Here is a 25,274-nt window from a genome sequence, read left to right on the forward strand (position 1 = left end):
CGCCCCGGCTTGCACGCTCCCGCATTTTGGCTAAGGGGGTCCGGCAAGGCGCTTCGCGCGCGAGTCAGCAAGTCACAGGGGAAGCACGCCCGATGGCCAAGGCCTCAAAACGTCCAACGTCACCGCACCTGCAAATCTGGCGCTGGGGGCCCGGAATGGCCCTTTCGATCCTGCACCGTATCACGGGCGTCGGCCTGGGCCTGTTCGGCCTTGGCCTGCTGCTGTGGTGGCTGGGTGCACTGGCGTCGGGGCCGGATGCCTATGCCACTTTCGCCGACTGGGCCTGGGCAGACCTGTCCACCCTGTCGTGGAGCGGCGGTGCCATCATTGCCAGCATCGTCAAGGTGCTGATCAAGGTGGTCATGATCGGCCTGACCTGGGCCTTCTTCCAGCACCTGGTTTCGGGCCTGCGCCACTTCGTGCTGGATACCGGCGCGGGGTACGAGCTGGACGCCAACAACCGCTGGGCCTCGATGTCGATCGTGCTCGGCCCCCTGCTTACCGCCCTGTTCTGGGCGCTTCTCCTGTTCGTCTGAGGAACCTGTTCGATGGGTAACGGAACGTCTATCGGCCGCGTGCGGGGCCTCGGCTCTGCCAAGAGCGGCGCGCGCACCTGGATTGCCGAGCGCGGCACGGGCATGGCGACGCTGGTCGTCTGGGCCTATTTCGTGGTCTCGATGCTGCTGCTCCCCAGCTTCGGTTACAACACCGTGCATGACTGGATGAGCCGCCCGCTTTCGGCCACGGCCATGGTCCTGCTGGTGATCGGCACCTTCTGGCACACCCATCTGGGCCTGCGCGTGGTGATCGAGGACTATGTCCACACCGAAGCCAACAAGATCGCCTGCCTGATCGCGCTGAACGGCGCGGTCTGGGGCGGCGCCGCATTCGGCGTCATTTCCATCATTCGTATCGCGCTGGGAGGCGCCTGAGATGTCCGCTCCTGCGTACAAGATCATCGATCACGTCTATGACACCGTCGTCGTCGGCGCGGGTGGCTCGGGCCTCCGCGCTACCATGGGCTCGGCCGAAGCCGGCCTGAAGACGGCCTGCATCACCAAGGTGTTCCCCACCCGCAGCCACACCGTTGCGGCGCAGGGCGGCATCGCGGCCAGCTTGCAGAACAATACGCCCGATCACTGGACCTGGCACATGTACGACACCGTCAAGGGGTCTGACTGGCTGGGTGACCAGGACGCCATCGAATACATGGTGCGCGAAGCCCCGCAGGCGGTTTACGAGCTGGAGCACGCCGGCGTGCCCTTCAGCCGCAACGCCGACGGCACGATCTACCAGCGCCCGTTCGGCGGCCACATGCAGAACATGGGCGAAGGCCCGCCGGTGCAGCGCACCTGCGCCGCGGCTGACCGTACCGGCCACGCCATGCTTCACGCGCTCTACCAGCAGAGCCTGAAGTACGATGCGGACTTCTTCATCGAATACTTCGCCATCGATCTCATCATGGATCAGGGCAAGTGCGTCGGCGTTATCGCGATCTGCATGGACGATGGCTCGATCCACCGTTTCCGCAGCCACGCCGTGGTGCTGGCGACCGGCGGCTATGGCCGCTGCTATTACACCGCCACTTCGGCCCACACCTGCACGGGTGACGGCGGCGGCATGGTGCTGCGCGCCGGCCTGCCGCTGCAGGACATGGAATTCGTCCAGTTCCACCCGACCGGCATCTACGGTGCCGGCGTGCTCATCACCGAAGGTGCGCGCGGCGAAGGCGGCTATCTCACCAACTCCGAAGGCGAGCGCTTCATGGAGCGCTATGCCCCCTCGGCCAAGGATCTTGCCAGCCGTGACGTCGTCTCGCGCTCGATGGCGATGGAAATCCGCGAAGGCCGCGGCGTCGGTCCGCACAAGGACCACATCTACCTGCACCTCGATCACATCGATCCGAAGGTGCTGGCCGAGCGCCTGCCGGGCATCACCGAAAGCGGCAAGATCTTTGCCGGTGTCGACCTGACCCGCCAGCCGCTCCCGGTCGTGCCGACCGTCCACTACAACATGGGCGGCATCCCGACGAACTATCACGGCGAAGTCGTGACCATCGGTGCCGACGGCAACCCCGAAACGGTCGTCCCCGGCCTGTTCGCGGTGGGCGAGGCTGCCTGCGTCTCGGTCCATGGCGCAAACCGCCTGGGCTCGAACTCGCTGATCGACCTCGTGGTCTTCGGCCGCGCCGCCGGCCATCGCCTCAAGGAACTGATCAAGCCCGACAGCCCGAAGCCGGAACTGCCCAAGGATTCGGCGGACATGGCGCTTACCCGCCTCGATCACTTCCGCCACGCCAACGGCGGTTCCTCGACCGCGGAAATCCGCGACGAAATGCAGCGCACGATGAGCCTGCACGCCGCCGTGTTCCGCAACGACGAACTGATGGTCGAAGGCAAGGCCAAGCTCGCCAAGACCTATGAGCGGATGCAGGACATCAAGGTCACCGACCGCTCGCTGATCTGGAACTCGGACCTGATCGAGACGCTGGAGCTGGACAACCTGATCAGCCAGGCCACCGTCACGCTTCACGGCGCGCAGAACCGCAAGGAATCGCGCGGCGCCCACGCGCACGAGGATTTCCCGGATCGCAACGATGCCGAATGGATGAAGCACACCGCCACCTGGTTCGAAGGCTGGGGCGGCAAGGGCGGCCAGGTCCGCATCGACTATCGTCCGGTCCACGAGTTCACGCTGACCGACGACGTGGACTACATCAAGCCGAAGAAGCGCGTTTACTAAGCCGCTTCAAAGGCAGGAAAACGAAGGGCCGGGGCGGAAACGCTCCGGCCTTTTCGATTGCCGCCTGAATCGAGTGCGATGCGCCCTGCCGGGGGCCGTGACCGCCGCCGCACATCAACAAGTCCCTTTCCATTAGACGGGCTTGGTCTAAGTTGGCGCTTCCGTTTGGCGAGGGAGCCGCATCATGTCCATACTGCCGCGCCGCGAGCGAAGCCCGGCAATCAAGCTGCTGCTGGTCAGCCTGATTGCCTTCGTGCTGATCGTGCCCCTGATGGTGGTCTATGCGCTGGTCTATGACCGGCAGGGCCAGGCCCAGACGGCGCAGGCGGCAATCAACGAGGGCTGGGGCGGGCACCAGGTGATTTCCGGGCCGATCATTGTCGTCCCCTTCCGCACCACGCAGACGCAGAACGAGACGGTCGATGGCCGCTCGGTGAGCAAGGTCGTCGAGGTGGAGAAGCTGTTCTACATCTCGCCTGTCTCCAACGCAGTGACGACGCGCGTCGATCCCGAGGAGCGCAAGAAATCCATCTACCGCTCGGTGCTCTATTCGGCTCAGATCAAGGGCGCGGCAAAATTTGCCCTGCCGCCCGATCTGGAACGCTTCGGCGTCACGCGCGAGCGGCTGATGTGGGACCGTGCCGAACTGCGCATGGGTGCCAGCGACGCCCGCGGGCTGACCACGGGTGGCCGGTTTACCGCCAATGGCGCGGCGCTCAACGTCCAGCCGGGCAAGGGGCCGGCGGCATCGGACGGGCAGGGCTTTTTCGCCTTCCTAGACTGGAAGGGCGAGGGCGAACTGGCGGTCGACTACGAATTCGGCCTGCGTGGCGCGCGCGGGATCAGCCTGGTCCCGCGCGGCGGGACGACGAGTTGGGATGTAAGCTCCACCTGGGCCAGCCCCAGTTTCAACGGTGCCTTCCTGCCCGAAAAGCCGCAGGTTTCGGACAAGGGCTTCACTGCGAAATATGTGATCGACAAGCTGGCGCTCGGCCAGCCGCCGGTGGGCATGGAGGATTATGGCGCGCCCTATATCCCTGATGAAGTCCGCGCCACCGTCGCTCCCGTGAAGAGCATGGAATATGCCGCGGCCGAAGCCCCCAGCGCCGGCAACATTTCCGCCGGCGGGGCGCAGGAAGTGGTCACCGGGCAGAGCCTTTCGGTCAACGTCAACCTGATCGAGCCGGTGAACCTCTATTCCAAGGTCGAACGCTCGGTGAAATACGGCTTCCTGTTCATCGGCTTCACCTTCCTCACCTTCCTGCTGTTCGACATCGTCGGCGGGGCGCGGGTGGCAGCGGCGGAATACCTGCTGACCGGCGCCGGGCTGGTGCTGTTCTTCGTGCTGCTGCTCGCCTTTGCCGAGGTCATCGGCTTCACCTGGGCCTACCTGCTGGCCAGCGGTGCGATCGTCGGCCTGCTTTCCGCCTATAGCGCCGCCGTGCTGAAAAGCTGGAGGCGTGGTCGCTTCATCGCCGCGCTGCTGGTCGGTCTCTATGCCCTGCTGTTCGTGCTGCTGAACCTCGAGGCATGGTCGCTGGTCATCGGTTCGGTGCTGCTCTTCGTGGCGCTTGCCGGGGTGATGTACGCCACGCGCAACATCGACTGGGGCGCGGTCGGGCAAAGGGAGGCTGAATGATCGGGGGAGCCGCTTCGCAGCGGCTCTCGATCACCGCCAGCGCAGCTTGTCGCGGGTAAGCTGGTCAAGCCGCGAGACGCCCATCAGGCGCATGCCGCGCTCGATCTCGTCCTTCAGCAGGGCCACGGCGCGGTCAACGCCCGCTTCGCCGGCGGCGGCCAGGGCATAGAGGTAAAGCCGTCCGCCGCTGGCGCAATTGGCCCCTGCCGAAAGGGCCTTGAGCACATGGGTGCCGCGTCGCACGCCGCCATCGCAGATGATCTCGATCTGTCCGCCCACGGCGTCGACGATCTCCGGCAGGTGGTCAAAGCTAGACCGGCTGCCATCCAGCTGGCGACCGCCGTGGTTGGACACCATGATCGCGTCCGCCCCGATCTCCACGGCCCGGCGAGCGTCTTCGGCGCTCATCACGCCCTTGAGGCAGAAGGTGCCGCCCCAGTCCTGCCGCAGCCTGGCCGCCGTATCCCAGGTCATGGTGGGATCGAGCATTTCGGTGAAATATTCCTGGATCGAAACCGCCTTGCCGGTGCCCTGCTTCACGTGATCGTCCAGCTGGGGCAGGCGGAACTTCTCGCGGAAGACATAGTCCGTCGCCCAGCGCGGGCGCGTGGCGTAGGAGATCAGCGAGGACAGGGTGAAGGTGGGCGGCGACTTGAAGCCCGAACGCAGGCAGCGCTCACGCTTGCCGGAAACGATGGTGTCCACCGTCAGCGCGATGGCATCGAACTTCGATGCCTGGCAGCGCTGGATCATCGAGGCGTTCAGCCCCTGGTCGCGATGGTAGTAGAACTGGAACATCTTGGGGCTTGAGACCATCGCCGCGATCTCTTCGATCGAGACAGTGGCGAGGCTCGATATGCCGAACCACAGCCCATACTTCTGCGCCACGCGGGCGACCGCGCGTTCGCCCTGCCAGTGGAAGATGCGCTGCAGGGCAGTAGGCGAAAGGATCAGCGGCAATTCGCTGCGCTTGCCCATGATGGTCAGCGAGGTATCGATTTCCGGTGCGCCGGCCAGCACGTTGGGCACCAGGTCAACGGCATCGAAGGCCGCGGTGTTGCGCTCTTTCGTGCGCTCGTCATCGGCGGCGCCGTCAATGTAGTCGAACACCGGCCAGGGCAGGCGGCGGCGGGCGAGTTCGCGGAAATCGGCGATATTGTGGCAATCGGACAGTCGCATGGAAAGGCGCGTTAGCGCCAAATCGTCCGGCAGGACAGCACTGATTGGCCTTACCGCTTTCGCCGGCGCTGCTTCTTTGCCGGGCTTGCCAGCTGTGCCTTTGCCGCTTCGTCCGCCGCCATGCGCGCGGCGGCCTGCTTGTCCTTGTCCTTGGGATCGGCGGCAGCGATCTGAGCCAGCCGCATGGCCGCGATCTGCGGCGTGGCCGGCCGTGCCGGATAGCGGCAGCGCCTTTGCAGGCCCACGCCCTTGAGGAACGAGCGCCGCGCCATGCCGGCACGGATGGCGATCTGCAGCCGCCGTTCCTGCGAATTGGCACCCGAAACCTCGCGGATCACCCCGCGAAAGGGAATGAAGGCGCCCACCACCGACTGCGCCAGCTTGCCGGTGCTGGTCGATCCCGAGGAATCGACGATGTCGATATCCTCGCCCAGCAGGACATCGAGCTCGCCCACGGCAGCGGCGATGTTCTGGCAGCGGCTCATCCCGGCAAGGTCGTAGGGCCGGTTCTGCGCGGCGATAAGCTGGGGCGGAATTTCACCCTTCTTGAGGTTGAGGTCGCTGAGCGGCGTGGTCGCTACGTCGCCGGCGGTAACTTCCGGATCGGTTACCGGGCGATCCTGATCGGCCATTTTCGCCGCCGGCTGCTGCTGCCCCCGCGCGAGGGCAGGAGCGCTTGCCAGCAGCACGGCGGTAAGGACGAGTGAGAGACTGCGCATGATTTCCGTTCCATCAACAGCCCCCCGTTAACGAACCCCCGTTTGGCCTGGTTAACGCTTGAGATCGGCAAAGGTGTCGCAAGCGTCCTCGTTGCCGGTTTCCATGCCCTTGCGCAGCCACTGCATGCGCTGCGCGCTGGATCCGTGCGTGAAGGCTTCTTCCACCGGGCGGCGTCCGGCATTGGCCATCAGCGTGTCATCGCCGATGCTCTTGGCTGCGTTCAGCCCGCTTTCCATGTCGCCCGGTTCCAGCCGGTCGGCGTTCTTCGCGGCCCAGACCCCGGCGTAGCAATCGGCCTGCAGTTCCAGCCGCACCGAAAGCGGATTGGCCGAACGGGGATTGCGTTCCTGCAGCTGGCGGACCTGCTTCGAGGTGCCAAGCTCGTTCTGGATATGATGGCCATATTCGTGAGCGATCACATAAAGCCGGGCGAACTGGCCCTTGGCACCCAGTTCGCGGTCCATCTGCTTGTAGAAGTCGGTGTCGAGGTAGATGCCTTCGTCGCTGGGGCAATAGAACGGCCCCATGGCGCTCTGCGCTGCGCCGCAGCCCGATTGCCCGCTTTGCGAATAGAAGTGCAGCGTCGGCCGGTCGAAGGGGATGCTGGCCTGGCGGAACAGCGGCTCCCAGGTGCGGTTGAGCATTTGCAGCGCCTGGCAGCTTTCCATGCTGGCTTGGTCGATCTTGCAGCTTTCGCTGGCGTTGGAGCTGCCTTCGACCTGCGCCTGCTGCTGGCCGGGCAGGGTGCCGCCGGTTTCGCCCATGCCGCCGAACATCCGCCCGATATCTCCCTGGAACACGAAGGCCAGGACGATCAGCAGCAGGATCGTGCCGCAGCCCATCTTGCCGCCGCCGATCGGCAGGGGAAATCCTCCGCCACCCAAGCCGGGAAAGCCGCCGCCCCGGCCGCGCTGATCGTCGATATCGACTTGATTCGGGTCCAGATCGTCAAGACGCATTGCCAAAACTCCTCTTCCGGCTGGACAGGCGCGACCCCGCGCAGCAATGGCGTTTTCTGCTTCTGCTGCAACAATCCACCGGAGTCGATAATGTTTCTGAACGGCAAGCGTGCACTGGTTACCGGTTCGACTTCGGGCATCGGCCTTGCCGTTGCGCGGGCGCTGAAGGCAGAGGGTGCAGAGGTTGTCCTGTGCGGGCTGGGCGAGCCCGATGCCATCGCGGCGCTGTGCGATGAACTGGGGGCCACCCACGTTGCGGGCGACCTTTCCCGGCGCGACGGGGTTGAGGCCGTGATGGCCGGGGCCGGTCCGATCGACGTGCTGGTCAACAATGCCGGGATGCAGCACGTGGCACCGGTCGAGGAGTTCCCGGTCGACAAGTGGGACAAGATCATCGCGCTTAACCTGACGGCCGCCTTCGATACCTGCCGCCTTGCCGTGCCGCACATGAAGGCGGCGGGCTGGGGCCGCATCATCCAGGTGGCCAGCGCCCATTCGCTGACCGCATCGCCGTTCAAGTCGGCCTATGTCGCGGCCAAGCACGGGCTGGCGGGGCTGACCAAGACGCTGGCGCTGGAACTGGCGCAGCACAACATCACCGCCAACTGCATCAGCCCGGGCTATGTCTGGACGCCGCTGGTGGAAAACCAGATTCCCGACACGATGAAAGCGCGCGGCATGACGCGCGAACAGGTGATCGAAGAGGTGATGCTGGTCCGCCAGCCGACGCGCAAGTTCGTGCAGCCGGCAGACATCGGCGCCATGGCCGTGTTCCTCTGCCGCGACGAGGCGAACAACATGAACGGCGCGAACATCTCGATGGATGGCGGCTGGACGGCGGAGTAATCCGGCCCCTTCGGGCGCGACCGTTACCTTCCTGCCACAAGCCCGGAATATCGTCGGCCGCCGCTTGCCTGTTGCAGGGGTCACCCGCATATCTCGGGCGATGAGCCGCCGCCTGAGCACGATGAGTCGACTTACGCTATATTGCGTCGCGCTGGCTTGCACCGTTTCGCCTGTCAATGCCGCATCGCGCGATCGTGGGCTGGAATCGGCCCTGCGCCAGCATATCAATGTGCTGGCCAGCAATGACTTCGGCGGACGCGAACCGGGCACAGATGGCGAGGAGAAGACGCTTCGCTACCTTGCCCGCCAGTGGTTCGAGATGGGGCTTACCTCTGGCACCAACGATCCCGGCCACGAATGGTTCAAGCCGGTGCGGTTGGTGGCGCGCGAACCCGCGGCTTCGGCGGCGATCTTCACCCGCAAGGGCCGTCCGCTGCCGATCGCGCAGACCGAGATTCTGATGCTCACGTCGGGCAAGCGCGCGCTGGTGGAAAGCGCCCCGCTGCTGTTCGTCGGCAATGGCGGCGGCACCCATTCGCGCGGCGAGCTGGCAGGCCGCGTTGCCGTGCTGCTTTCCGGCCCTGAAGACGATGGCAAGCGGCAGGATGCGCTGCTCAAGGCGGGGGCAGGCGCGGTGCTGACCGTGCTTGATGGCGAGCGGACGATTGCCGAGGTTTCGGCACGTCGCAAGCGTTCGGGCTATGCGCTGGCGAGCGACAAGCTGGGCGGCGACCTTGAAGGCTTCATCACTGACGAGGCGTTCAACCGCCTGCTCGCCACGGGCGGGCAATCGCTCGACGGGCTGGAGCAGGAGGCGCGGCAAGCGGCCTTCAAGCCGCGCCCGCTGGACATTTCCGCGACGCTTGAGGCGACCACGCGCGAAACCACGATCCGTACCCACAACCTGATCGGCAAGCTTCCCGGACGCCGGCCAGAGGCGGGCGCCGTGCTGTTCCTGGCCCATTGGGACCACTTCGGCGAATGCGGTGATGGCGGCGCGGGCAATGTCATCTGCAACGGCGCGATCGACAATGCCAGCGGCCTTGCCGCCCTGACCGAAACGGCGCGGCGGCTGGTAAAGAGCCCGCAGCTTGACCGCGACATCTATTTCCTCGCAACGACCGCCGAGGAACTGGGCCTGCTGGGCGCGCAGGCCTTTGCGGAAAATCCCCCGATCCCGCTCAAGTCCTTCGTGGCCGCTTTCAACATGGATTCGGTTGCCATCGCCCCGGCCAACACGCCGCTCGCAACGGTGGGCTATGGCATGACCAAGCTCGATCCGCTGATCGCGCAGGTGGCCAAGCAGGAAAAGCGCAAGATCGTCAGCGGCGAGGCGGCCAATGCCTATGTGAAGCGGCAGGATGGCTGGGCGCTGTTGCAGCACGACGTGCCTGCCGTGATGGTATCCAGCGCCTATGGCGATATCTCGCGCATCGAGAAGTTCTTCGATACCGATTACCACCGGCCTACCGATCAGGCGAAGGCGGGGATCGAGCTGGGTGGTGCGGCGCAGGACGTGCAGTTCCACGTCGCGCTCGGCCGGTTCTTCGGCGATGTCCGCAAGGTGCCTGCGACCGTCAGGTAGAGGCGAGGAATGCGTCCATTGCCGCGTTGACCGCCTGCGGATCTTCCCAGGGCACGAAGTGGCCGCAGCCATGCACCGGACAAAGCGTCAGGCTGGGAATGATCGCGTCCATGCCATCGAGGTTGCAGGGCGGCAGGGCGAGATCGTCCATGGCCCAGATCACCAGCGTCGGGATCTCCAGCGGCGGCAGCGGCGGTTCCTGCCAGTCATCCGGCAGGGCAAGCGGCTCGTCCAGTGCCGGTACCACGATGGGCGAGGCGCGATACCAGTTGAGCATGGCAAAGGCGGCGTCGCGATCCTGCCAGTCGGCGAACTGGGCATCGCGCACTTCAGGTTCCAGCTTTTGCGAGCGTTCCCACTTCACCGCCTTCAGCAGCAGGCCGCCAAGCCCGTGTTCGCGCACAAGCGCATCATTCGCCGGATCGCGGAATTCGCGCATGTACTGGCTGGCGGCGCGCTGCACCGGATCGATGTAGAGCAGCTTCTGGAAGAGCGCCGGATGCGGCGCGTTGGCGATCACCGCGCGGGTCACGCGGGTGCCCTGGCCCAGCAGGGCGACGCCCCAGGCGATGGCTCCGCCCCAATCGTGGCCGACCACGGTGAACTGGCCGATCCCCAGCGCATCGGCGAGCTGGAACACATCGCCGATCAGCTTGTCCGGCGTATAGCTGGCCACATCCTGCGGTTTCGAGGATCCGCGATAGCCGCGCTGGTCGGGGGCAATGCAGCGGAACCGGTCGGAAAAATGGGCGACCTGATGGCGCCAGGTGCGATGGCTTTCCGGGAAGCCGTGGAGGAAGATCAGCGCCGGTGCATCGGCCGGTCCGCAATCGAGGACGTCCAGTTGCGTGCCGTTGGCCAGCGCCACCCGCTTCATGGATAGCTTACCGTCTTGGGCTGTTCGGGGATGGGTATCCATTCCTGTTCGTCTCCCGGAACCTTGGGAAAGCGGCCTTCGCGCCAGTCCGCCTTGGCCTGTTCGATGCGTTCGCGGCGGGAACTGACGAAGTTCCACCAGACATGGCGGCGGGTGGCAAAGGCCTCTCCGCCCAGCAGCATGATCCTGCCGCCCTTGTCGGACGCCAGCCGCATAGCCGCACCCGGCGTGAGGATGGTCAGGACAAAGGGCTCAAGCGCCTGTCCATCGAGGCCGGCTTCGCCGCCGACCAGCATCACCGCGCGTTCGTCGGCCTCGGCGTCGATGGGCAGGGTGCCAGACGGTGCCAGCACGATCTCGGCATAGATTGTCGCGGCGTGGCAGGTCGTTGGTGCCGTGACGCCCCACAGGCTGCCCATGATGACCCGTGCAGAGGCGCAGGCATCTTCCACCAGCGGCAGGTCGGTGCGCGCTTCGAAGGCCGGGGCGATCTCTTCGAGTGCATCGGGAAGGGCCAGCCATGTCTGCATCCCGTAAAGCCGGGGGCCAGCCGAGCGTTCTTCTGCCGGTGAGCGCTCGGAATGGACGATGCCGCTGCCGGCGGTCATCAGGTTGACCTGCCCGGGACGGATCGTGGCGAAAGTGCCCAGGCTGTCGCGGTGGTCGATCGCGCCGGCAAATTCGCCGTCGAACAGCCAGGTCACTGTGGCAAGGTTGATATGCGGGTGCGGGCGCACGTCCATCGCCTGGCCAAGGGCAAGCTGCGCCGGGCCGAACTCGTCGACGAAGATGAACGGGCCGACCATCGTCCGCCCGCGCGAAGGAAGCACGCGGCGGACCCGCAATGCTCCCAGGTCATGCGTGACCGGGGCGATGGTCTCCAGCGGGGTCAAGTCGCTTCGCCGGGGGCCCGGGCCTTGATGGCAAGGGCATGGACGCGCTGGCCGGGAATGTCGCCCAGCGCCTTGTTGACCATGCGCTGGCGCAACACGCGCGATACGCCGGTGAAGGCCTCGCTCTCGATCTCCACGGTGAAGTGCGATTCGCCCGATCCGTCATCTCCGGCATGGCCGCTGTGGCGGCCCGAGTCGTTGATCACGGCAAGGCGGGAAGGGGCGAAGGCTGCGGTGAGCAGTGCTTCGATTTCGGTCTGGACGGTTCCGGGCATGGCTTCCTTTCTAACGCATCGCGGGCCATTAGGAAGGGTGTGAAACAGGAAAGGTTCCATGGACGAATCGGCGGCTCGCACCGCCGCTGTGACTGGCGCGGTTGTACCGAGGCCGGAGAATTCCGCGCGCCCGGTGCCAAACCCTCGGGGTTCGACGGCCCGGGGGACTATCGCTGGTTCTGCCTTGAGCACGTGCGCGCCTTCAATGCCGCCTACGATGCCTTTGCCGGCATGACCGCCGAGGAAATCTGGCAGGCGCAGTCGCCAATCGCCGGTTGGGAGCGCGAAACGCGTGCTTTCCGCCCTACGGCAGGCATCGATTCCGCACCGCGCTGGGCTGATTTCGCCGATCCGCTAGAGGCGATTTCCGGCCGGGCGAGGGCGCGCAGGCCTGCCCAGCGCAAGGATGGCCGCGCCGTTTCCCCCGAAGAGCGGCAGGCGCTCGACACGCTGGGGCTTGAGATCGACGCCGACCGCAAGGCGCTGCGCAACCGCTATTCGGAGCTTGTCCGCCAGTATCATCCGGACCGCAACGGCGGTGACCGGTCGATGGAAAAACGGCTGCAATCGGTGGTTGAGGCCTACCAGCTGCTGCGCAAGGCGACGGTCTTCGCCTAGCTGCCCTCGGCCAGCGCCTTGAGCTGGTCGGCACAGGCGCCCCAGCCTTCCTCGAAACCCATTTCCGCATGGCGCTGGCTGTCCGCCTCGGTCCAGTGGCGCGCACGGGCGGTATAGCGGGTGCCGTTTCCTTCCGGCTCGATGGACCAGACGCCGATCATGAAGGGACCGGCCGGTTCCAGATCGCCGACGATGGCATCGGTAAAGGCAAAGCGCCGGCCTTCCTCCCAGGCGAGCACCGTGCCGGGATGGGGATGCACTTCGCCATCGGGGCCATACATGGTGCAGTTGGCGGCACCCCCGGCGCGGCGTTCCAGCCGGTCGAACTCCGCGCGCCAGGGGCGGGGACACCACCATTCCTCTATCCGGTTGGCCATGACGTCCCAGACGCGGACCGGCGGCGCATCGATGAAGCGGGTGACAGACAGTTCGTGCATGGGCGTTCTCCCGTGATTGCGATCAGTCCCGGTCCGGCGCGCCGAGCGGGAAGAGGGGGCGGAAGCGCCGCGCCGCCTCGATGCAGCGGGCCACTTCGGGCAAGCGGTTCAGCTGCGCGCGCCATGCCTTCAGGCGGGGATAGCGGTCCTCGGCGATCGGCTCGACCCAGTCGGCATAGAACAGGCTTGGCGCGGCGGCGCATTCGATCAGGGTAATGCGATTGCCCCCGTGGTAGCCGTGCTCCAGCCACTGTTCCAGCCAGCGATAGGAGCGGTGCAGGCGGTTGCGGACGTCCGCGACAATCGCCGGGTCCGGCCCTTCGGGATGGACGATGTATTCGTTCACGGTGCGCTGCATCACGTTCATCACGTGGTTATCGAACACGCGGTCCATCATCCGCACCCCCAGCGCCGCCTCCGGGTCTGACGGGATCAGCGGCCAGCCGGCGGGGTGATGCAGGTTGAGGTATTCGATGATCGAGGTCGCCTCGAAGATCGTCCGCGCGCCATCGACCAGAACCGGGAACTGCCCCTGCGGCCCTGCTCGGGTGGCCATGAACTCGCCATGTTCGGGGTGATCGGCGTCGAGCACGCGGAACTCGTAATCAAGCATCTGGGCGTGCAGCGCGATCTGCGCCTTCCACGTGTAGGAAGAAAAAGGGTGGCCGTAGAGTGCCAGCATCAGCCGCGCACCGCAGCTTCGATTGCGGCGTGATCGATCTTGTGCATCGTCATCATGGCGGCGAAGACGCGCTGGCGCACCGCAGCATCGGGATGCGCCATGCCTTCTGTCAGCACGCGCGGGGTGATCTGCCAGGAAAGGCCCCACTTGTCCTTGCACCAGCCGCAGGCGCTTTCCTGCCCGCCATTGCCGACGATGGCATTCCAGTAGCGGTCTGTTTCTTCCTGGCTGTCGGTTGCGACCTGAAACGAGAAGGCTTCGCTGTGCGGGAATATCGGCCCGCCGTTCAGCCCGACGCACTTGATGCCCAGAACGGTGAATTCCACAGTCAGCTCGTCTCCCGCCTTGCCGCCGGGGAAATCCCCCGGAGCGACATGCACGGCATCGAGCGAACTGTCGGGAAAGGTATCGGCATAGAAGGCAGCCGCATCGCGCGCGGTGCCATCGTACCACAGGCAAAGGGTGACGCCGGTCACTTGCGCGTCTCCTCTATCAGGTCGTTGTCGATGCCCTTGGCCTGCTTGTAGGCGGCGCGGGCCTGGAGCCTTTCGGCATAGGCGACGAATTCGGGATCGGGCGGGATCGAGCCGAAGGTCAGCCCCCAATCGATCTGGCTGCCGACATAGACATCGGCCATGGTGAAGCGCGCGCCGCAGACGAAGGCGTTGCCGGAAAAATGCCCGCGAAGCGCGGCGAGTGTGCGATCGAAGCTGCCGAAGCCGACCATGCCCTCGCGCTCCTTGGGCACTTCCCAGCCCATCGACTTGCCGACGATGGCCTGTTCCAGCGGCCCGGCGGCGAAGAACAGCCAGCGGTAATAGTCCGCCAGCTCCGCATCGGAGGGCAGCAGGCCCGCTTCGGGGTGCATCTCGGCAAGATAGGCACAGACTGCGGCGCATTCGCTCACCACGCGGTCCCCGGTCTCGGAGTGGTGGACCAGGGTGGGCACCTTGCCCATCGGATTGGCGGCGAGCAGCCCGGCAGGTTTTGCCTTCCAGTCGACCAGCACCTGCTCATAGTCTGCGGCCACTTCGTGCAAGGCCCAGCGGGCGATCTGGCCGCGGCTCATCGGATTGGTGAAGAAGGTGTATTCGGCCATGGCATCAGGCCCTTTCGCTGGGAGGGAACGGGGAGGCGCCGGGCGCGGGCAGGGCGATCATGCGCCGCCAACCAGGCTGAACATGGCACCCTGCGGATCGATGCCCTGGATGATCCAGTCATCGCCGGGGACCTGCATGGGGCCGTTGATTACCTGCCCGCCATGCGCCTCGATCGCCGCCTTGGCCGCCTCAACGCCGGGAACGCGGAAATAGTGGTTCCACATCGGCTGCGGCACCTGCGGCAGCTTCTGCATGATCGCGCCGATCGGCGTGCCTTCGTGTTCGATGAACTGGTACTTGCCCAGCGGCCCCATATCCATCGCCTCGGGCATGTCCCAGCTGAACAGGCCGGTGTAGAAGGCAACCGCGCGGTCGACATCGCCGGCCATCAGTTCGTTCCAGCCACATCGGCCGGGCAGGCTGGTGGAAAAGGCCGTGCTTTCGCCGCCACCCGGCGGGGGGGTGGGCGTCATCACATAGAAGGGCGCGCCGCAGCAGTCGGCCACCATGGCGATCCGGCCGGCCATGGGCACGTCGCGCGCCGGCATCAGCACCTTGCCGCCCGCGCGGGTGATCGCCGGCAGTGCGGCATCGACATCGTCCACACCGATGTAGCCGAGCCAGCAGGGGCGCGCCACTGCGGTGATCATTTCGGGCGTCAGCGCAAGCAGTCCGCCGGTCATCCCGCCATCGGCATTGGCGATAAAGCCATAGCCGCCGGCCTCGTCGGTTCCCGGTTGGATGCGCCAGCCGACCACGGCTTCATAGAACGCGCGGGCTCCTGCCGGATCGGTGGTAATCAATTCGTACCAGATCCAGCTTCCCTGCAGCTTCGGCATGGACGCGCTCCCTACTTGCGGGCTTCGAGGATCGGCACGAAGCCGCTGAAGATCATCCGCTTGCCATCGAACACGTCGATCGCCTCCATGCCGGCGAAGCGTTCGTCCTCCATCGCTGCCTTGTTGCCGGCGTCGCGCGTTTCCTTGTCGGGCCACTTGATCCAGCTGAACACCACGTTCTCTGCCTCGGTGGCCATGACCGCCATGTAGAAGTCCGTGGACTTGCCGCGCATCAGGTCATCGCCCCAGCATTCCACCACCTCGATGGCGCCGTGGTCCATGAAGACCGGGGCGGCCATCTCGGCAAGCTGGCGATAGTCCTCGCGCCGGTCGTGCGGCACGGGGATGAGGAATCCGTCGATGTAGCTCATGGCTCAGACCTCCTGCTGGCTGGCTTGCGAAACGTGGGCGTCGCCGTCGGCAACGGCGGGATCCATCCAGAACGGCTCCCACACGTGGCCGTCGGGATCGAGCACCGTGCGCTGGTACATGAAGCCGTGGTCTTCGGGCGGGTTGACGTCTGCCGTGCCGCCACGGGCCGCGCCGGCGAGCACCAGCCGGTCAACCTCGAAGCGGTCCTTGCAGGTCAGCGCCAGCGAAACCTCGCTCGATCCGGTGTCGGGGATCGGCCGCTTGGTGAAACTGCGCCACTTCTCGTGCGTCAGCAGCATGACGTAGATCGCGTCCGACAGCACCATGCAGGCGGCGGTCTCGTCGGTGAAACGTGGCTCGTTGGTAAAACCCAGTCCTTCGTAGAAGTCCATCGAGCGCTTCAGGTCGGCCACGGGCAGGTTGACGAAGATCATCCGGGTCATGCGCTGGACTCCTTTCCATCGGCGCGGAACAGCAGAAAGAAATAATGCCGCAGCAGCCCAAGCTGTTCCCGCGCCAGCTTCGCTGCGTCTTCTCCCGCCTGCGTCTTGGCGAGAACGAAGGCCCCCTGGATCACCGCCTGGACATGGCGGGCGAGGCTTTCCGGGCTGATCCCGGTCACCCCGCGCTGCTGCATGGCCAGGCTGATGTCTGCCACCAGCGCGCCGGCGTTGCCCATGATGCTGGCCCCGCAGGCCTCGCGGATCGGGTCCGACGTGCGGAAGGCTTCCTGCACCATGGTCCCGGCAACGCAGGTGAAGGTTTCCACCGGCCCCGAAATCAGCGCGATGCGGAAGTCGATATAGCCGAGCAGGCGGTCCACCGGATCGTCGCGGAAATGATAGGGCGCAGCCGCGAAAAAGCCCGAGGTGCTGGCAGACCAGTACTCCGCCACGGCAACGCCCAGCGCTTCCTTGCTGGGGAAGTGGTGGAAGAAGGCACCCTTGGTAACCCCCGCCTCGCGGCACAGGTCATCGACGCTGGTGGCCGTGTATCCCGCGCATCGCACCAGCTTGACCGCCGCTTCGAGCAGCTTGTCGCGCGCGTTGGCCGGGGCAGGCCTGAAGGGGCGATTCGACACCATGGCAGCAAACATACCAACCAGTCGGTATGTCGTCAAACGAAGGCAGGGCGGCGCAGTGTTCGCCCACTGCCCTGACCCGGCGGGGAGCGAACCGGCAGGCGCGGTCCGTCGCGCCACCGATTTCCGCATGGCGGCTCCACGGCGGGCTTGCGGGGCGCGGCGCGCGCGTCTAGGCAACCCCGGTCATGACCGATTTGCCCAACATTTCCGCCGGAACCGGCGGCACGACCGTCCTCGAAGCGCCCGATATCGAACTCGACGTGCGCGAGACCTTCGGCATCGATATCGACATGAAGGTGCCTGCCTTCAGCCAGCCGGACGAGCGCACGCCTGATACCGACGAGGCCTATGTCTTCGATCCGGACACCACGCTGGCGATCCTGGCGGGCTTTGCCTTCAACCGCCGCGTGATCGTGCAGGGCTATCACGGCACCGGCAAATCGACTCACATCGAGCAGGTTGCGGCGCGGCTCAACTGGCCCTGCGTGCGCATCAACCTCGATGCTCACATCAGCCGCATCGACCTGATCGGCCGCGATGCCATTGTCCTGCGCGATGGCCTGCAGGTCACCGAATTCCGCGAAGGCCTGCTGCCCTGGGCGCTGCAGCACCCGGTGGCGCTGGTGTTCGACGAATACGACGCCGGCCGCCCCGACGTGATGTTCGTGATCCAGCGCGTGCTGGAAACCGAAGGCAAGCTGACCCTGCTTGACCAGAACCGGGTGATCCGCCCCAACAAGTTCTTCCGCCTGTTTGCCACGGCCAACACGGTGGGTCTTGGCGATACCTCGGGCCTCTATCACGGCACCCAGGCGATCAACCAGGCGCAGATGGACCGCTGGAACATCGTCGTCCAGCTCAACTACCTGCCGGCGCAGGTGGAGAGCGAGATCGTGCTGAAGAAGGTGACCGACGCCGCGCCCGAGATGGTCGCCAACATGGTCAAGGTTGCTGATCTTACCCGCGCCGGCTTCATCAACGGCGATATCTCCACCGTGATGAGCCCGCGCACCGTCATCACCTGGGCGCAGAACACCGCGATCTTCAAGGATCCGGGCTTTGCCTTCCGCCTGTCGTTCCTCAACAAGTGCGACGATACGGAACGCATGCTGGTGGCCGAATACTACCAGCGCGTGTTCGGCACCGACCTGCCGGAAAGCGTGGTCGGCAAGGGGTGATCCTGCGCCCGGCCTTGCTGGCGCTGGCGGCGATCCCGCTCGCCGCGCCGGCCAGTGCCGCCAGTGAACCCGCCACTGTCGTGGCAGCGCGCGGCGATTTCTTTCCCGCGACGGAAGACGGCGCGTTCGCGCTTGAAACCGCCATCGCCGAAGCGCGGGCCAGCGATCGTTTGGCCGTGATCGTCTTCGGGGCCGACTGGTGCCACGACAGCCGCACCCTGGCCCGTGTGCTGACCTCCCCGGAATTTACCGAACGGTTCGGCCAGCGCTTTACCGTCACCTTCATCAACGTTGGCGAGCCGCAGACCGGCAAGGGCCGCAACCTTGATCTGGTGGCCGGGCTGGGGCTGCGGAACCTGCGCTCGACGCCCGCCCTCTTCGTGCTCTCCGGCAAGGGCAAGGTCCTGAACACCACCGCCGATGCGCGGTCGTGGCGCAATGCGGACAGCCGGGGCCAGGAGAAGATCCTTGGCTGGTTCGAAAGGTTCCTTTCCTCTCGCCCGCCGCTGATGCGCCGCCGCGGCGGTTAGCAGAAGGCCTGGGTATCCAGCGGGTTCGCGCCGTTCCCCGGGCAGTAGAACCTCTTCTGGTTTTCGCGCCGCGTCCGCTCGTCGTCACCGGTGGAGCGCTGCATGGCCGCGCTTTGGCGGGCGTGTGCGAGGGCGACCGAGCGGGCAGAAGGTGAACGCCAGACGCCGCCCTGCACATTGAAGGTTGCGGTCTCCGTCACGCCCGCCTTGCCGGGGGATTTCATCGGGCTGCCAAACACATAGACCGTATTCGTCACCCACAGCTTGTAGGTGCAGCGGTAAAGGCCCTTGCCCTGGGCCGAGCAGGTGGGATTGGCCACGGCATAGGCTGAATGCATGCCGGTGTTCCAGAAGCCGTTCGAGGTGAAGCCCTGATCGTAATTCACCTGCGCCATCGGGCCGAGAACAGCAGTTGCCCATTCGCGCATCAGCGCCGCTCGGATGTCATAGGCGTTGGGCGGGCCCGAAAGACCTGCCGAGCGCTGCGTGGTTGCGGGCAGGGCGCGCGCCGCCTGCGCCTCGCTGGCCAGCCTCTGCCGCATGTCTGACAGGCTTTTTGCTGCCGTGGGCGATCCTGCCGCGATGGCCAGCTTGTACTCGCTCTCCGCCGCAGCCGGATTGCGCGCAACGTGGATGCCGAAGTCATACATCCGGGCAAGGTTGACATGCCCGCTGACACTGCCCTGCGCGGCGGCGCGGCGGTAATAGTCAAAGGCGGTGCCAAGGCTGGTCGGCACCAGCTTGCCCAGTTCATAGGCAACGCCCATGTCGTTCAGTGCCTCGCGGTCGCCCAGCGCAACGGCCTTTTCCAGCATGATCATGGCCTGCGCGCGTTCTTCGGGACTGGCAGTCGCGCGGCCGTATTCATGGTGCAGGTTGCGATAGGCCCAGGGATCGCCAGCCTTTGCGGCGCGCTGGAAATAGGAAACGGCAAGGGTCCTGTCGCGGGAAACGATAACACCGTCGCGGTAGATGATGCCCAGTTCATTCAGGGCACCCCGATCGCCCAGATCGCCGCCCTTTTTCATCAGCGCGAGGCCCTGGGGAATATCCTTGGCCATGCCCAGTCCGTAAATCAGGACCCTGCCCAGTTCGGACGTCCCCCGCGCATTCCCCAAATCCGCTGCCTGCCGCAGCAGGCCAATTCCCTCGGCCTTGCGCGATTCGCCGAAGGCACCCGAGACGAGGACGCTGCCGTAACTGGCCATGCCTTCGAGATGTCCGTTGCGCGCACTGCGAGAGAATAGTTGCTCGGCACGATTGAGGTCGCGCTTGCCGATGGGGTCGCTCATGATCATCCAGGCAAGCTGGGTCATGGCCGAAAAATCGCCAAGCGCGGCGGCGTTAGCCCAGTATTCGCGCGCCAGTTGGCGGTCCACCGTTCGCCCTTCGCCCCAGTACGCCGCCGTGGCAATTGCCGACATGGCTATAGGAACCTGCGCCAGCCGGGGCGAGGAATAGATCCGGTAGGCTCCAGCCTTGTCTCCCTTGAGCGCAAGAATGTTGCCCTGAAGGACCAGGGCGCGCAGATCGCCGCTGGCATGTGCCTTGCGGGCAAGATCTTCTCCCACTTCGACGCTGTAGGTGCCGCAGACCCGGTTCAGGATCGCAGAGCTCATCACTGTCTGCGCGCGCGCCACGCCTGCTTGGGCGGCGGCATCGAATTCGCCGCAGCGCTGCGGCAGGTTCAGCCGCTTTCGCAGGACGTCGCCCGGAAGGGCCAGCCATTCGCCGGATGGGATCGCGGCAATATCGGTTGCGGCATCGGCGGCATAAGCAGTGGTCGATGCCATGAAGGTGGTAAGAAACAATCCGGCGAAAACAGCTTTCATGATGAACAGATCCGAATCCCGACTTGCACCAATATTTCCGCATTATCATCTGCTTGCGCCGAAATTGTCCAGATATTCGATCCGCATGGCAATCCTTGCCGGGTGTCATGCGCATGAGCCGGCGGAAAATACGGCTCGTCATGCCGCGGATCGCCGATCCGCCCCGACGCTTTGCGACGCAGCACTGGCAGCAGGGCTTGCTTCGCGCAGGGCAATCGCGGAAGCTGGCGGCAGAGGATGACAAGAGGGGTGAGGGGCATGCGCAAGGCATTGGTGGCAGCGGCGCTGGCGGGGCTTTCGGCCCTTGCGCTTTCGGCGGGTCTTACGGCTGGGGAGCCGCAGAAGCCCGTCCTCACCCAATCCGCCGCAGCCCCTGCAAGGGCAGACTGTGCGGCAAACCCCGATCGGCAGGCCTTCTTTGGCGATCTGCACCTGCACACCGCGCTCAGCTTCGATGCCTATACGCTGATGTCATCGCGCGTCGGGCCGGAAGATGCCTATCGCTTCGCCCGGGGTGAGACGATCCTCTATTACGGCGATCCCGTCCGTCGCCGGGTGCCGTTCGATTTCCTGGCGGTCACCGACCATGCCGAGAACATGGGGGTGTTCAACCAGCTGGAAGACCCGGACAGCGTGCTTTCGCAGACCGAGGTGGGCAAGATGGCGCGGCTGGGCGGAACGGAGAACTTCTTCAAGGCCATGGCGCTGATGGCGCGGGGCGCGACGATCGGCGACAATGCTCCGGCGGTGATCCGCGCGACCTGGCAGCGGCAGGTCGATGCCGCCAACGCCCATTACCGGCCGTGCACCTTCACCACGTTCATCGGCTATGAATGGACGGTCAACCCGGACAACCAGAACCTGCACCGCAACGTGATCTTCCGGGGCGACAGCGCGCCGCTGCCCTTCACCCGCTTCGATTCGGACAAGGTGGAGGCGCTGTGGTCGTGGCTCGCCACCTTGCGCGGGCAGGGGGTGGAGGCGCTGGCGATCCCGCATAACGCCAATGTCTCCAACGGCCTGATGTACAACATGCTGAAGTCGGACGGCTCGCCGGTCGATGCCGAATGGGGCCGGCTGCGGCAGGCGAACGAGCCGCTGGCCGAGATCGTCCAGAACAAGGGAACCAGCGAGACGCATCCCCTCCTTTCCCCGAACGACGAATTCGCCGGGTTCGAGCTTTCGCCCTGGCTGCTTGCGGGCAAGCCCATTCGCGGCAAGGTGCCCGGATCGTTCTGGCGCGATGCGCTGGGTCGCGGGCTTGAGGTGGAGCGGCGCACCGGCGTCAATCCCTACAAGGACGGAGCCGTGGGCGCGGGCGACCTGCACGGCGGCCTGTCAGTCTCCAGCGAGGCGGACTATGGCGGGGTCGGGCGCGGCCACATGGGCGGGGGCAAGCCTTCGGCAGAGGCCATGCTGCGCATTTTCGCCGATGCCGCCAAGCGCGATGTCCAGAACACCGATGTCGTCGCCAGTTCCGCGGGCCTGACGGGCGTCTGGGCAGAGGCGAACACGCGCGACGCGATCTACGCTGCCCTGCGCCGCAAGGAGACCTTCGCCACTTCGGGCACGCGCATCCGGGTGCGCCTGTTCGCCGGCGATCTTCCCGCCAACCTGCTTGCCAATCGGGACTGGGTGCGCCGGGCCTATGCGCAGGGCGTGCCGATGGGGGCCGACCTGCAGGCCCGCTCAGCGCCCGTCTTTGCCTATGAAGCGCTGAAGGACCCGGATGGCCAGAGGTTGCAGCGGGTCCAGATCGTCAAGGTGTGGATCGACGACAAGGGCCGCCATGAACAGGTGTACGATGCCGCCGTCGCGCCCGCAGGCGCGGTGCAGTTCAAGGGCCTGTGGCGCGACCCTTCGTTCCGCAAGGGGCAGGCGGCGGTCTATTACGCCCGCGTGATCGAATTGCCGAGCCCGCGCTGGACCACGCTGCGCGCGCGCGAGTACAAGCTCAAGCTGCCCGAGGGTCTGCCAGAGACCATCCAGGAACGCGCCTGGACCTCACCGATCTGGGTTCGCTAGCCTCTCACGGCGTGACGAGGTATTTCTCGCCCGTCGCCTTGGCGTTGTAGGCCATGGCGACATCGCGGGTCAGCATTTCGGCCAGCCCGATTTTCGCCTTGTAGTGGCTGGCGAAGGTCGTCGTCAGCCCGCCGATGACCTTGGCGGCAAGGCGCATCTGGCCTTCCACCCCCTGCTTGGCGAGGAAGGGGATCAGCAGCCAGCCCGATACGTCCCAGGCAAAACCCAGCGCGCCGCGGTTCAGCACGATGGGGCCCAGGTCCAGCGCGCCGTAGATGAAGACCTTCTTGGGCACGCTGGAGCCATAGCGGCTGTATTCCGCGCCGCGCGACGCCACCTGCTCCATCGCGCCCAGGATTGTGCTGGCCATGGTGCCGCCGCCGATTGCATCGAAACCCAGCATCGCGCCGGTTGCCTCGATCGCGGCGACGAGGCTCGGCATGAAATCGTCCTTCGAGCTGTCGACCACGTATTGCGCGCCGATGCCCCGCAGGATTTCTGCCTGCGCCTCTGACCGGACCACGTTGACCAGCGGAATGCCTTCGGCCGCGCACAGCTTCACCAGCATCTGGCCAAGGTTCGATGCCGCGGCGGTGTGGACGATGCCGGTATAGCCATCAGCGCGCATGGTTTCGACAAAGCCCAGCGCGGTCAGCGGGTTGACGAAGGCGCCCGCGCCCTGCTCGGCGGTGATGTGATCGGGCAGAGGGATGCAGGCGCGCGAATCGGTAAGCGTGTGCGTTGCGTAAAGCGCCCCCGAGCGGCAGGCGACGCGCTTGCCGATCAGGCTTTGCGCATAGGCATCCTCACCCGCGGCGATCACCGTTCCGCAGCCTTCGGCGCCAACGTCCATCTTTTGCCCGACGCGCGCGGCCATGCCCTTCATGGCGATGGCGGGCATTTCTGCGACCAGTTTGCCGGGCGAATAGTCTGCACCCGCAAGGTCGGCCATGCCGAACAGCAGGGCAAGGTCCGAAGGGTTGATCGGTGCGGCTTCCACCTTCACCAGAACTTCGGTGCCGGTAGGATCGGCAAAGGTCCGATCCTCTACCGCGACCGTCAGCTTGCCGTCTGAACCGAGTGTGGTGGTGACCTGCTGGCCCGAAGTGGTCATCTGTGTCCTCCCCGCGGCTGGCCAAGGCGGCGCCGCTCAATAGCGCCAGATTGCTTCCTCGCCGCGTTCGCCGCAATGGAGAAAATTGCCCCTATTCGTCGGGATAGACGGCCCTGACGAAATAGAGCCCCTCGGGCGGGGCATTGAGCCCCAGCGCCGTGCGATCCCTGGCTGCAAGCGCCTCGGCAACCTGCTCCTCCTGCCAGCGCCCCATCCCGACGAGGACCAGGCAGCCGACCATCGAGCGGACCTGGTGGTGCAGGAAGCTGCGCGCGGCGGCGTCGATCATCACGTGATCGCCCTCGCGCCGCACGTCCAGCCGGTCCAGCGTTTTGAGCGGCGACTGCGCCTGGCAATGGACCGAGCGGAAGGTGGTGAAATCGTGCCGCCCGACCAGCGCCTGCGCGGCCCGGTGCATCGCCGCCGCATCGAGCGGTTGCGGCACTTGCCAGGCGTGGTTGCGTTCCAGCGTCAGCGGGGCGCGGCGATTGGCGATGCGATAGACATAGGCCCTGCCGGTGCAGGAAAACCGGGCGTGCCAGTCATCCGGCTTGACCTCGCAGGCCGTGACCGCGACCCGCGCCGGACGCATCAGCGCGTTCAGCGCTTCCATCAGGCGGAACGGCGCGATGTCCTTGGCGATATCGACATGGGCGCGCATGGCCACGGCGTGAACGCCGGCATCGGTGCGGCCGGCAGCATGCATCGTCACCGCCTCGCCGGTTACGGCTCGGGCGGCATCTTCCACCGTCTGCTGCACCGATGGCCCGTGCGCCTGCCGCTGCAGGCCCATGAACTCGGTGCCGTCGAATTCGAGGGTCAGGGCGAAGCGGGTCAATCGATCCTCGTGCCCGCAGGGATGGGGCGTCCGCGCAGCAGGTCGGCGGTGGGCATGGCGGGCCGTCCGGCGCGCTGGATCAGGGTGGGGCGCAGCGCCCCGAAATTGCAGGCGATGGTCAGCGCGTCATCCAGCGTGGTGCCGGCTGCGCCTGCGCGATTGACCACTTCGGCCGCGAGCACACGATAGCGTTCGCCATCCAGTTCGAACCAGGCCAGCGGGTGGAAGGCGCGCACCTGCCGCTCGGCGAATTCGGCATCATGGTGGAAATCGAGTCGGGTTTCGGCCTTGTCGATCTTCCTGGCATAGGTGACGCCCTCGGCGGGTTGGGCGCGGGGCGGGTGGCCCGGAAGGTCCGCCAGCACCTCCACCATCAGCCGGGCACCGATCTCAGACAGTTCGGCAAGCAGTTCCGGCCCGGTCTTGCCATCGACATCGGTCTTCGCCTCGGCCATCACGGGGCCGGTATCCAGCCCGGCCTCCATCTGCATAATGCCGACGCCCGTCACCAGGTCCCCCGCCAGGATCGCGCGTTGCACCGGCGCCGCGCCGCGCCAGCGCGGCAGGATCGAGCCATGGACGTTGAGGCAGCCGTGCTTCGGCGCATCGAGCACTGCCTGCGGCAGGATCAGGCCATAGGCGGCGACAACGGCGACGTCCGCCGCCAGCGCGGCAAAGTCTGCCTGCGCCTGCTCGTCGCGCAGGGAGAGGGGGGTGCGCACCTCGATCCCCAGTTCTTCGGCGACCTTGTGGACGGGGGAAGGCGTCAATTCCTTGCCCCGGCGGCCACCCGGTCGGGGCGGCTGGCTGTAGGCGGCGATCACCTCATGCCCTGCTGAAACCAGCGCCTTCAGCACCGGAACGGCAAAATCGGGGGTTCCCATGAAGATGATACGCATGTGCTCTTTCC

28 protein-coding genes are annotated in these 25,274 nt (G+C 65.8%); 10 read left to right on the forward strand and 18 right to left on the reverse strand.

The window, feature by feature from the left end; translation table 11 throughout:
* Positions 1–92 precede the first annotated feature (92 nt).
* The 4 genes from sdhC (at position 93) to creD (ending at position 4,381) form a co-directional block, all read left to right on the forward strand.
* Entirely contained in the window at positions 93–536 is a 444-nt protein-coding gene (gene sdhC / locus C0V78_RS00410) for a succinate dehydrogenase, cytochrome b556 subunit (RefSeq protein WP_101795926.1), read from the forward strand.
* 12 nt (positions 537–548) lie between these two features.
* Entirely contained in the window at positions 549–932 is a 384-nt protein-coding gene (sdhD, locus tag C0V78_RS00415) for a succinate dehydrogenase, hydrophobic membrane anchor protein (RefSeq protein ID WP_101795927.1), read from the forward strand.
* Between the two features lies 1 nt (position 933).
* Positions 934–2,742: a succinate dehydrogenase flavoprotein subunit gene (sdhA, locus tag C0V78_RS00420; protein WP_101795928.1), complete on the forward strand. Its 1,809-nt coding sequence runs from the start codon at positions 934–936 to the stop codon at positions 2,740–2,742.
* A gap of 184 nt (positions 2,743–2,926) precedes the next feature.
* Positions 2,927–4,381, forward strand: coding sequence for a cell envelope integrity protein CreD (creD, locus tag C0V78_RS00425; RefSeq protein WP_101795929.1), 1,455 nt, complete (start codon positions 2,927–2,929; stop codon positions 4,379–4,381).
* Positions 4,382–4,411: 30 nt separating this feature from the next.
* Here the strand turns inward: creD and C0V78_RS00430 are convergent, their stop codons facing one another.
* The 3 genes from C0V78_RS00430 to C0V78_RS00440 are packed head-to-tail and all read right to left on the reverse strand — an operon-like array spanning position 4,412 to position 7,239.
* On the reverse strand, positions 4,412–5,560 hold the full coding sequence (locus C0V78_RS00430) for an alpha-hydroxy acid oxidase (RefSeq protein WP_101795930.1): 1,149 nt from the start codon (positions 5,558–5,560) through the stop codon (positions 4,412–4,414).
* A gap of 50 nt (positions 5,561–5,610) precedes the next feature.
* Complete coding sequence (locus C0V78_RS00435) at positions 5,611–6,279, reverse strand: hypothetical protein (RefSeq protein ID WP_216822149.1); 669 nt, start codon at positions 6,277–6,279, stop codon at positions 5,611–5,613.
* A 51-nt stretch (positions 6,280–6,330) separates the two neighbouring features.
* Positions 6,331–7,239: a neutral zinc metallopeptidase gene (locus C0V78_RS00440; RefSeq protein ID WP_101795931.1), complete on the reverse strand. Its 909-nt coding sequence runs from the start codon at positions 7,237–7,239 to the stop codon at positions 6,331–6,333.
* A 90-nt stretch (positions 7,240–7,329) separates the two neighbouring features.
* On the opposite strand from C0V78_RS00440, the gene C0V78_RS00445 reads away from it, so the two are divergent.
* A complete protein-coding gene (locus tag C0V78_RS00445) occupies positions 7,330–8,085 on the forward strand; it encodes a 3-hydroxybutyrate dehydrogenase (RefSeq protein WP_101795932.1) in 756 nt (251 codons plus the stop codon).
* A 100-nt stretch (positions 8,086–8,185) separates the two neighbouring features.
* Entirely contained in the window at positions 8,186–9,670 is a 1,485-nt protein-coding gene (locus C0V78_RS00450; RefSeq protein ID WP_101795933.1) for a M20/M25/M40 family metallo-hydrolase, read from the forward strand.
* Here C0V78_RS00450 and C0V78_RS00455 read toward each other — a convergent pair.
* The 3 genes from C0V78_RS00455 to C0V78_RS00465 are packed head-to-tail and all read right to left on the reverse strand — an operon-like array spanning position 9,663 to position 11,715.
* Positions 9,663–10,547: an alpha/beta fold hydrolase gene (locus C0V78_RS00455; RefSeq protein ID WP_101795934.1), complete on the reverse strand. Its 885-nt coding sequence runs from the start codon at positions 10,545–10,547 to the stop codon at positions 9,663–9,665. The genes C0V78_RS00450 and C0V78_RS00455 overlap by 8 nt on opposite strands.
* Positions 10,544–11,440 carry a pirin family protein gene (locus tag C0V78_RS00460; RefSeq protein ID WP_101795935.1) on the reverse strand — a complete coding sequence of 299 codons (897 nt, stop codon included), beginning with the start codon at positions 11,438–11,440 and terminating at the stop codon, positions 10,544–10,546. The genes C0V78_RS00455 and C0V78_RS00460 overlap by 4 nt, the downstream gene beginning before the upstream one ends.
* Positions 11,437–11,715, reverse strand: a complete 279-nt coding sequence (locus C0V78_RS00465) for a BolA family transcriptional regulator (RefSeq protein ID WP_101795936.1) — start codon at positions 11,713–11,715, stop codon at positions 11,437–11,439. The genes C0V78_RS00460 and C0V78_RS00465 overlap by 4 nt, the downstream gene beginning before the upstream one ends.
* 39 nt (positions 11,716–11,754) lie before the next feature.
* Here C0V78_RS00465 and C0V78_RS00470 point away from each other — a divergent pair, with 39 nt between their 5' ends.
* Positions 11,755–12,333, forward strand: a complete 579-nt coding sequence (locus C0V78_RS00470) for a J domain-containing protein (protein ID WP_254049764.1) — start codon at positions 11,755–11,757, stop codon at positions 12,331–12,333.
* On the opposite strand, the gene C0V78_RS00475 is transcribed toward C0V78_RS00470, so the two are convergent.
* The 8 genes from C0V78_RS00475 to C0V78_RS00510 are packed head-to-tail and all read right to left on the reverse strand — an operon-like array spanning position 12,330 to position 16,847.
* Positions 12,330–12,770: an SRPBCC domain-containing protein gene (locus C0V78_RS00475; RefSeq protein WP_101795938.1), complete on the reverse strand. Its 441-nt coding sequence runs from the start codon at positions 12,768–12,770 to the stop codon at positions 12,330–12,332. The two genes, C0V78_RS00470 and C0V78_RS00475, sit on opposite strands and share 4 nt — an antisense overlap.
* A gap of 22 nt (positions 12,771–12,792) precedes the next feature.
* Positions 12,793–13,452, reverse strand: coding sequence for a glutathione S-transferase family protein (locus C0V78_RS00480; RefSeq protein ID WP_371514408.1), 660 nt, complete (start codon positions 13,450–13,452; stop codon positions 12,793–12,795).
* A complete protein-coding gene (locus C0V78_RS00485) occupies positions 13,452–13,928 on the reverse strand; it encodes a VOC family protein (protein WP_101795939.1) in 477 nt (158 codons plus the stop codon). The genes C0V78_RS00480 and C0V78_RS00485 overlap by 1 nt, the downstream gene beginning before the upstream one ends.
* Complete coding sequence (locus C0V78_RS00490) at positions 13,925–14,551, reverse strand: glutathione S-transferase family protein (protein ID WP_101795940.1); 627 nt, start codon at positions 14,549–14,551, stop codon at positions 13,925–13,927. The genes C0V78_RS00485 and C0V78_RS00490 overlap by 4 nt, the downstream gene beginning before the upstream one ends.
* 57 nt (positions 14,552–14,608) lie before the next feature.
* Positions 14,609–15,391, reverse strand: coding sequence for a VOC family protein (locus C0V78_RS00495; protein WP_101795941.1), 783 nt, complete (start codon positions 15,389–15,391; stop codon positions 14,609–14,611).
* An 11-nt stretch (positions 15,392–15,402) separates the two neighbouring features.
* Positions 15,403–15,762, reverse strand: a complete 360-nt coding sequence (locus tag C0V78_RS00500; protein ID WP_101795942.1) for a DUF1428 domain-containing protein — start codon at positions 15,760–15,762, stop codon at positions 15,403–15,405.
* A 3-nt stretch (positions 15,763–15,765) separates the two neighbouring features.
* Positions 15,766–16,206: a VOC family protein gene (locus tag C0V78_RS00505; RefSeq protein ID WP_101795943.1), complete on the reverse strand. Its 441-nt coding sequence runs from the start codon at positions 16,204–16,206 to the stop codon at positions 15,766–15,768.
* The gene (locus tag C0V78_RS00510; RefSeq protein WP_101798108.1) at positions 16,203–16,847 is read right to left on the reverse strand and encodes a TetR/AcrR family transcriptional regulator; all 645 of its coding nucleotides are present in this window, start codon (positions 16,845–16,847) and stop codon (positions 16,203–16,205) included. Before C0V78_RS00510 ends, C0V78_RS00505 begins: the two co-directional genes overlap by 4 nt.
* A 185-nt stretch (positions 16,848–17,032) precedes the next feature.
* Here C0V78_RS00510 and C0V78_RS00515 point away from each other — a divergent pair, with 185 nt between their 5' ends.
* Together C0V78_RS00515 and C0V78_RS00520 are read left to right on the forward strand one after the other, a co-directional pair.
* A complete protein-coding gene (locus C0V78_RS00515; RefSeq protein WP_101795944.1) occupies positions 17,033–18,025 on the forward strand; it encodes an AAA family ATPase in 993 nt (330 codons plus the stop codon).
* Positions 18,022–18,555: a co-chaperone YbbN gene (locus C0V78_RS00520; protein ID WP_158241442.1), complete on the forward strand. Its 534-nt coding sequence runs from the start codon at positions 18,022–18,024 to the stop codon at positions 18,553–18,555. Before C0V78_RS00515 ends, C0V78_RS00520 begins: the two co-directional genes overlap by 4 nt.
* Here C0V78_RS00520 and C0V78_RS00525 read toward each other — a convergent pair.
* Positions 18,552–20,387: a tetratricopeptide repeat protein gene (locus C0V78_RS00525; RefSeq protein WP_101795946.1), complete on the reverse strand. Its 1,836-nt coding sequence runs from the start codon at positions 20,385–20,387 to the stop codon at positions 18,552–18,554. The two genes, C0V78_RS00520 and C0V78_RS00525, sit on opposite strands and share 4 nt — an antisense overlap.
* Before the next feature lie 258 nt (positions 20,388–20,645).
* Between C0V78_RS00525 and C0V78_RS00530 the strand changes: the two genes are divergently transcribed.
* Positions 20,646–22,412: a DUF3604 domain-containing protein gene (locus tag C0V78_RS00530; RefSeq protein ID WP_158241443.1), complete on the forward strand. Its 1,767-nt coding sequence runs from the start codon at positions 20,646–20,648 to the stop codon at positions 22,410–22,412.
* Between the two features lie 4 nt (positions 22,413–22,416).
* Here C0V78_RS00530 and C0V78_RS00535 read toward each other — a convergent pair whose 3' ends face one another.
* From C0V78_RS00535 to fmt, 3 genes are all read right to left on the reverse strand, one after another.
* The gene (locus C0V78_RS00535) at positions 22,417–23,526 is read right to left on the reverse strand and encodes an alcohol dehydrogenase catalytic domain-containing protein (RefSeq protein WP_101795948.1); all 1,110 of its coding nucleotides are present in this window, start codon (positions 23,524–23,526) and stop codon (positions 22,417–22,419) included.
* Between the two features lie 91 nt (positions 23,527–23,617).
* On the reverse strand, positions 23,618–24,364 hold the full coding sequence (gene truA, locus C0V78_RS00540; RefSeq protein WP_101795949.1) for a tRNA pseudouridine(38-40) synthase TruA: 747 nt from the start codon (positions 24,362–24,364) through the stop codon (positions 23,618–23,620).
* A complete protein-coding gene (fmt, locus tag C0V78_RS00545) occupies positions 24,361–25,263 on the reverse strand; it encodes a methionyl-tRNA formyltransferase (RefSeq protein WP_101795950.1) in 903 nt (300 codons plus the stop codon). The genes truA and fmt overlap by 4 nt, the downstream gene beginning before the upstream one ends.
* Between the last annotated feature and the right edge of the window lie 11 nt (positions 25,264–25,274).

The organism is Novosphingobium sp. TH158 (assembly GCF_002855555.1).
GTDB lineage: Bacteria > Pseudomonadota > Alphaproteobacteria > Sphingomonadales > Sphingomonadaceae > Novosphingobium.

Bases quoted from the DNA above. Each gene is read 5' to 3' on its own strand.
- sdhC (WP_101795926.1), top strand. From the start codon at position 93: ATGGCCAAGGCCTCAAAACGTCCAACGTCACCGCACCTGCAAATCTGG.
- sdhD (WP_101795927.1), top strand. From the start codon at position 549: ATGGGTAACGGAACGTCTATCGGCCGCGTGCGGGGCCTCGGCTCTGCC.
- sdhA (WP_101795928.1), top strand. From the start codon at position 934: ATGTCCGCTCCTGCGTACAAGATCATCGATCACGTCTATGACACCGTC.
- creD (WP_101795929.1), top strand. From the start codon at position 2,927: ATGTCCATACTGCCGCGCCGCGAGCGAAGCCCGGCAATCAAGCTGCTG.
- C0V78_RS00430 (WP_101795930.1), bottom strand. From the start codon at position 5,560: ATGCGACTGTCCGATTGCCACAATATCGCCGATTTCCGCGAACTCGCC.
- C0V78_RS00435 (WP_216822149.1), bottom strand. From the start codon at position 6,279: ATGCGCAGTCTCTCACTCGTCCTTACCGCCGTGCTGCTGGCAAGCGCT.
- C0V78_RS00440 (WP_101795931.1), bottom strand. From the start codon at position 7,239: ATGCGTCTTGACGATCTGGACCCGAATCAAGTCGATATCGACGATCAG.
- C0V78_RS00445 (WP_101795932.1), top strand. From the start codon at position 7,330: ATGTTTCTGAACGGCAAGCGTGCACTGGTTACCGGTTCGACTTCGGGC.
- C0V78_RS00450 (WP_101795933.1), top strand. From the start codon at position 8,186: ATGAGCCGCCGCCTGAGCACGATGAGTCGACTTACGCTATATTGCGTC.
- C0V78_RS00455 (WP_101795934.1), bottom strand. From the start codon at position 10,547: ATGAAGCGGGTGGCGCTGGCCAACGGCACGCAACTGGACGTCCTCGAT.
- C0V78_RS00465 (WP_101795936.1), bottom strand. From the start codon at position 11,715: ATGCCCGGAACCGTCCAGACCGAAATCGAAGCACTGCTCACCGCAGCC.
- C0V78_RS00475 (WP_101795938.1), bottom strand. From the start codon at position 12,770: ATGCACGAACTGTCTGTCACCCGCTTCATCGATGCGCCGCCGGTCCGC.
- C0V78_RS00480 (WP_371514408.1), bottom strand. From the start codon at position 13,452: ATGCTGGCACTCTACGGCCACCCTTTTTCTTCCTACACGTGGAAGGCG.
- C0V78_RS00490 (WP_101795940.1), bottom strand. From the start codon at position 14,551: ATGGCCGAATACACCTTCTTCACCAATCCGATGAGCCGCGGCCAGATC.
- C0V78_RS00495 (WP_101795941.1), bottom strand. From the start codon at position 15,391: ATGCCGAAGCTGCAGGGAAGCTGGATCTGGTACGAATTGATTACCACC.
- C0V78_RS00500 (WP_101795942.1), bottom strand. From the start codon at position 15,762: ATGAGCTACATCGACGGATTCCTCATCCCCGTGCCGCACGACCGGCGC.
- C0V78_RS00505 (WP_101795943.1), bottom strand. From the start codon at position 16,206: ATGACCCGGATGATCTTCGTCAACCTGCCCGTGGCCGACCTGAAGCGC.
- C0V78_RS00510 (WP_101798108.1), bottom strand. From the start codon at position 16,847: ATGGTGTCGAATCGCCCCTTCAGGCCTGCCCCGGCCAACGCGCGCGAC.
- C0V78_RS00515 (WP_101795944.1), top strand. From the start codon at position 17,033: ATGACCGATTTGCCCAACATTTCCGCCGGAACCGGCGGCACGACCGTC.
- C0V78_RS00525 (WP_101795946.1), bottom strand. From the start codon at position 20,387: ATGAAAGCTGTTTTCGCCGGATTGTTTCTTACCACCTTCATGGCATCG.
- C0V78_RS00530 (WP_158241443.1), top strand. From the start codon at position 20,646: ATGCGCAAGGCATTGGTGGCAGCGGCGCTGGCGGGGCTTTCGGCCCTT.
- C0V78_RS00535 (WP_101795948.1), bottom strand. From the start codon at position 23,526: ATGACCACTTCGGGCCAGCAGGTCACCACCACACTCGGTTCAGACGGC.
- fmt (WP_101795950.1), bottom strand. From the start codon at position 25,263: ATGCGTATCATCTTCATGGGAACCCCCGATTTTGCCGTTCCGGTGCTG.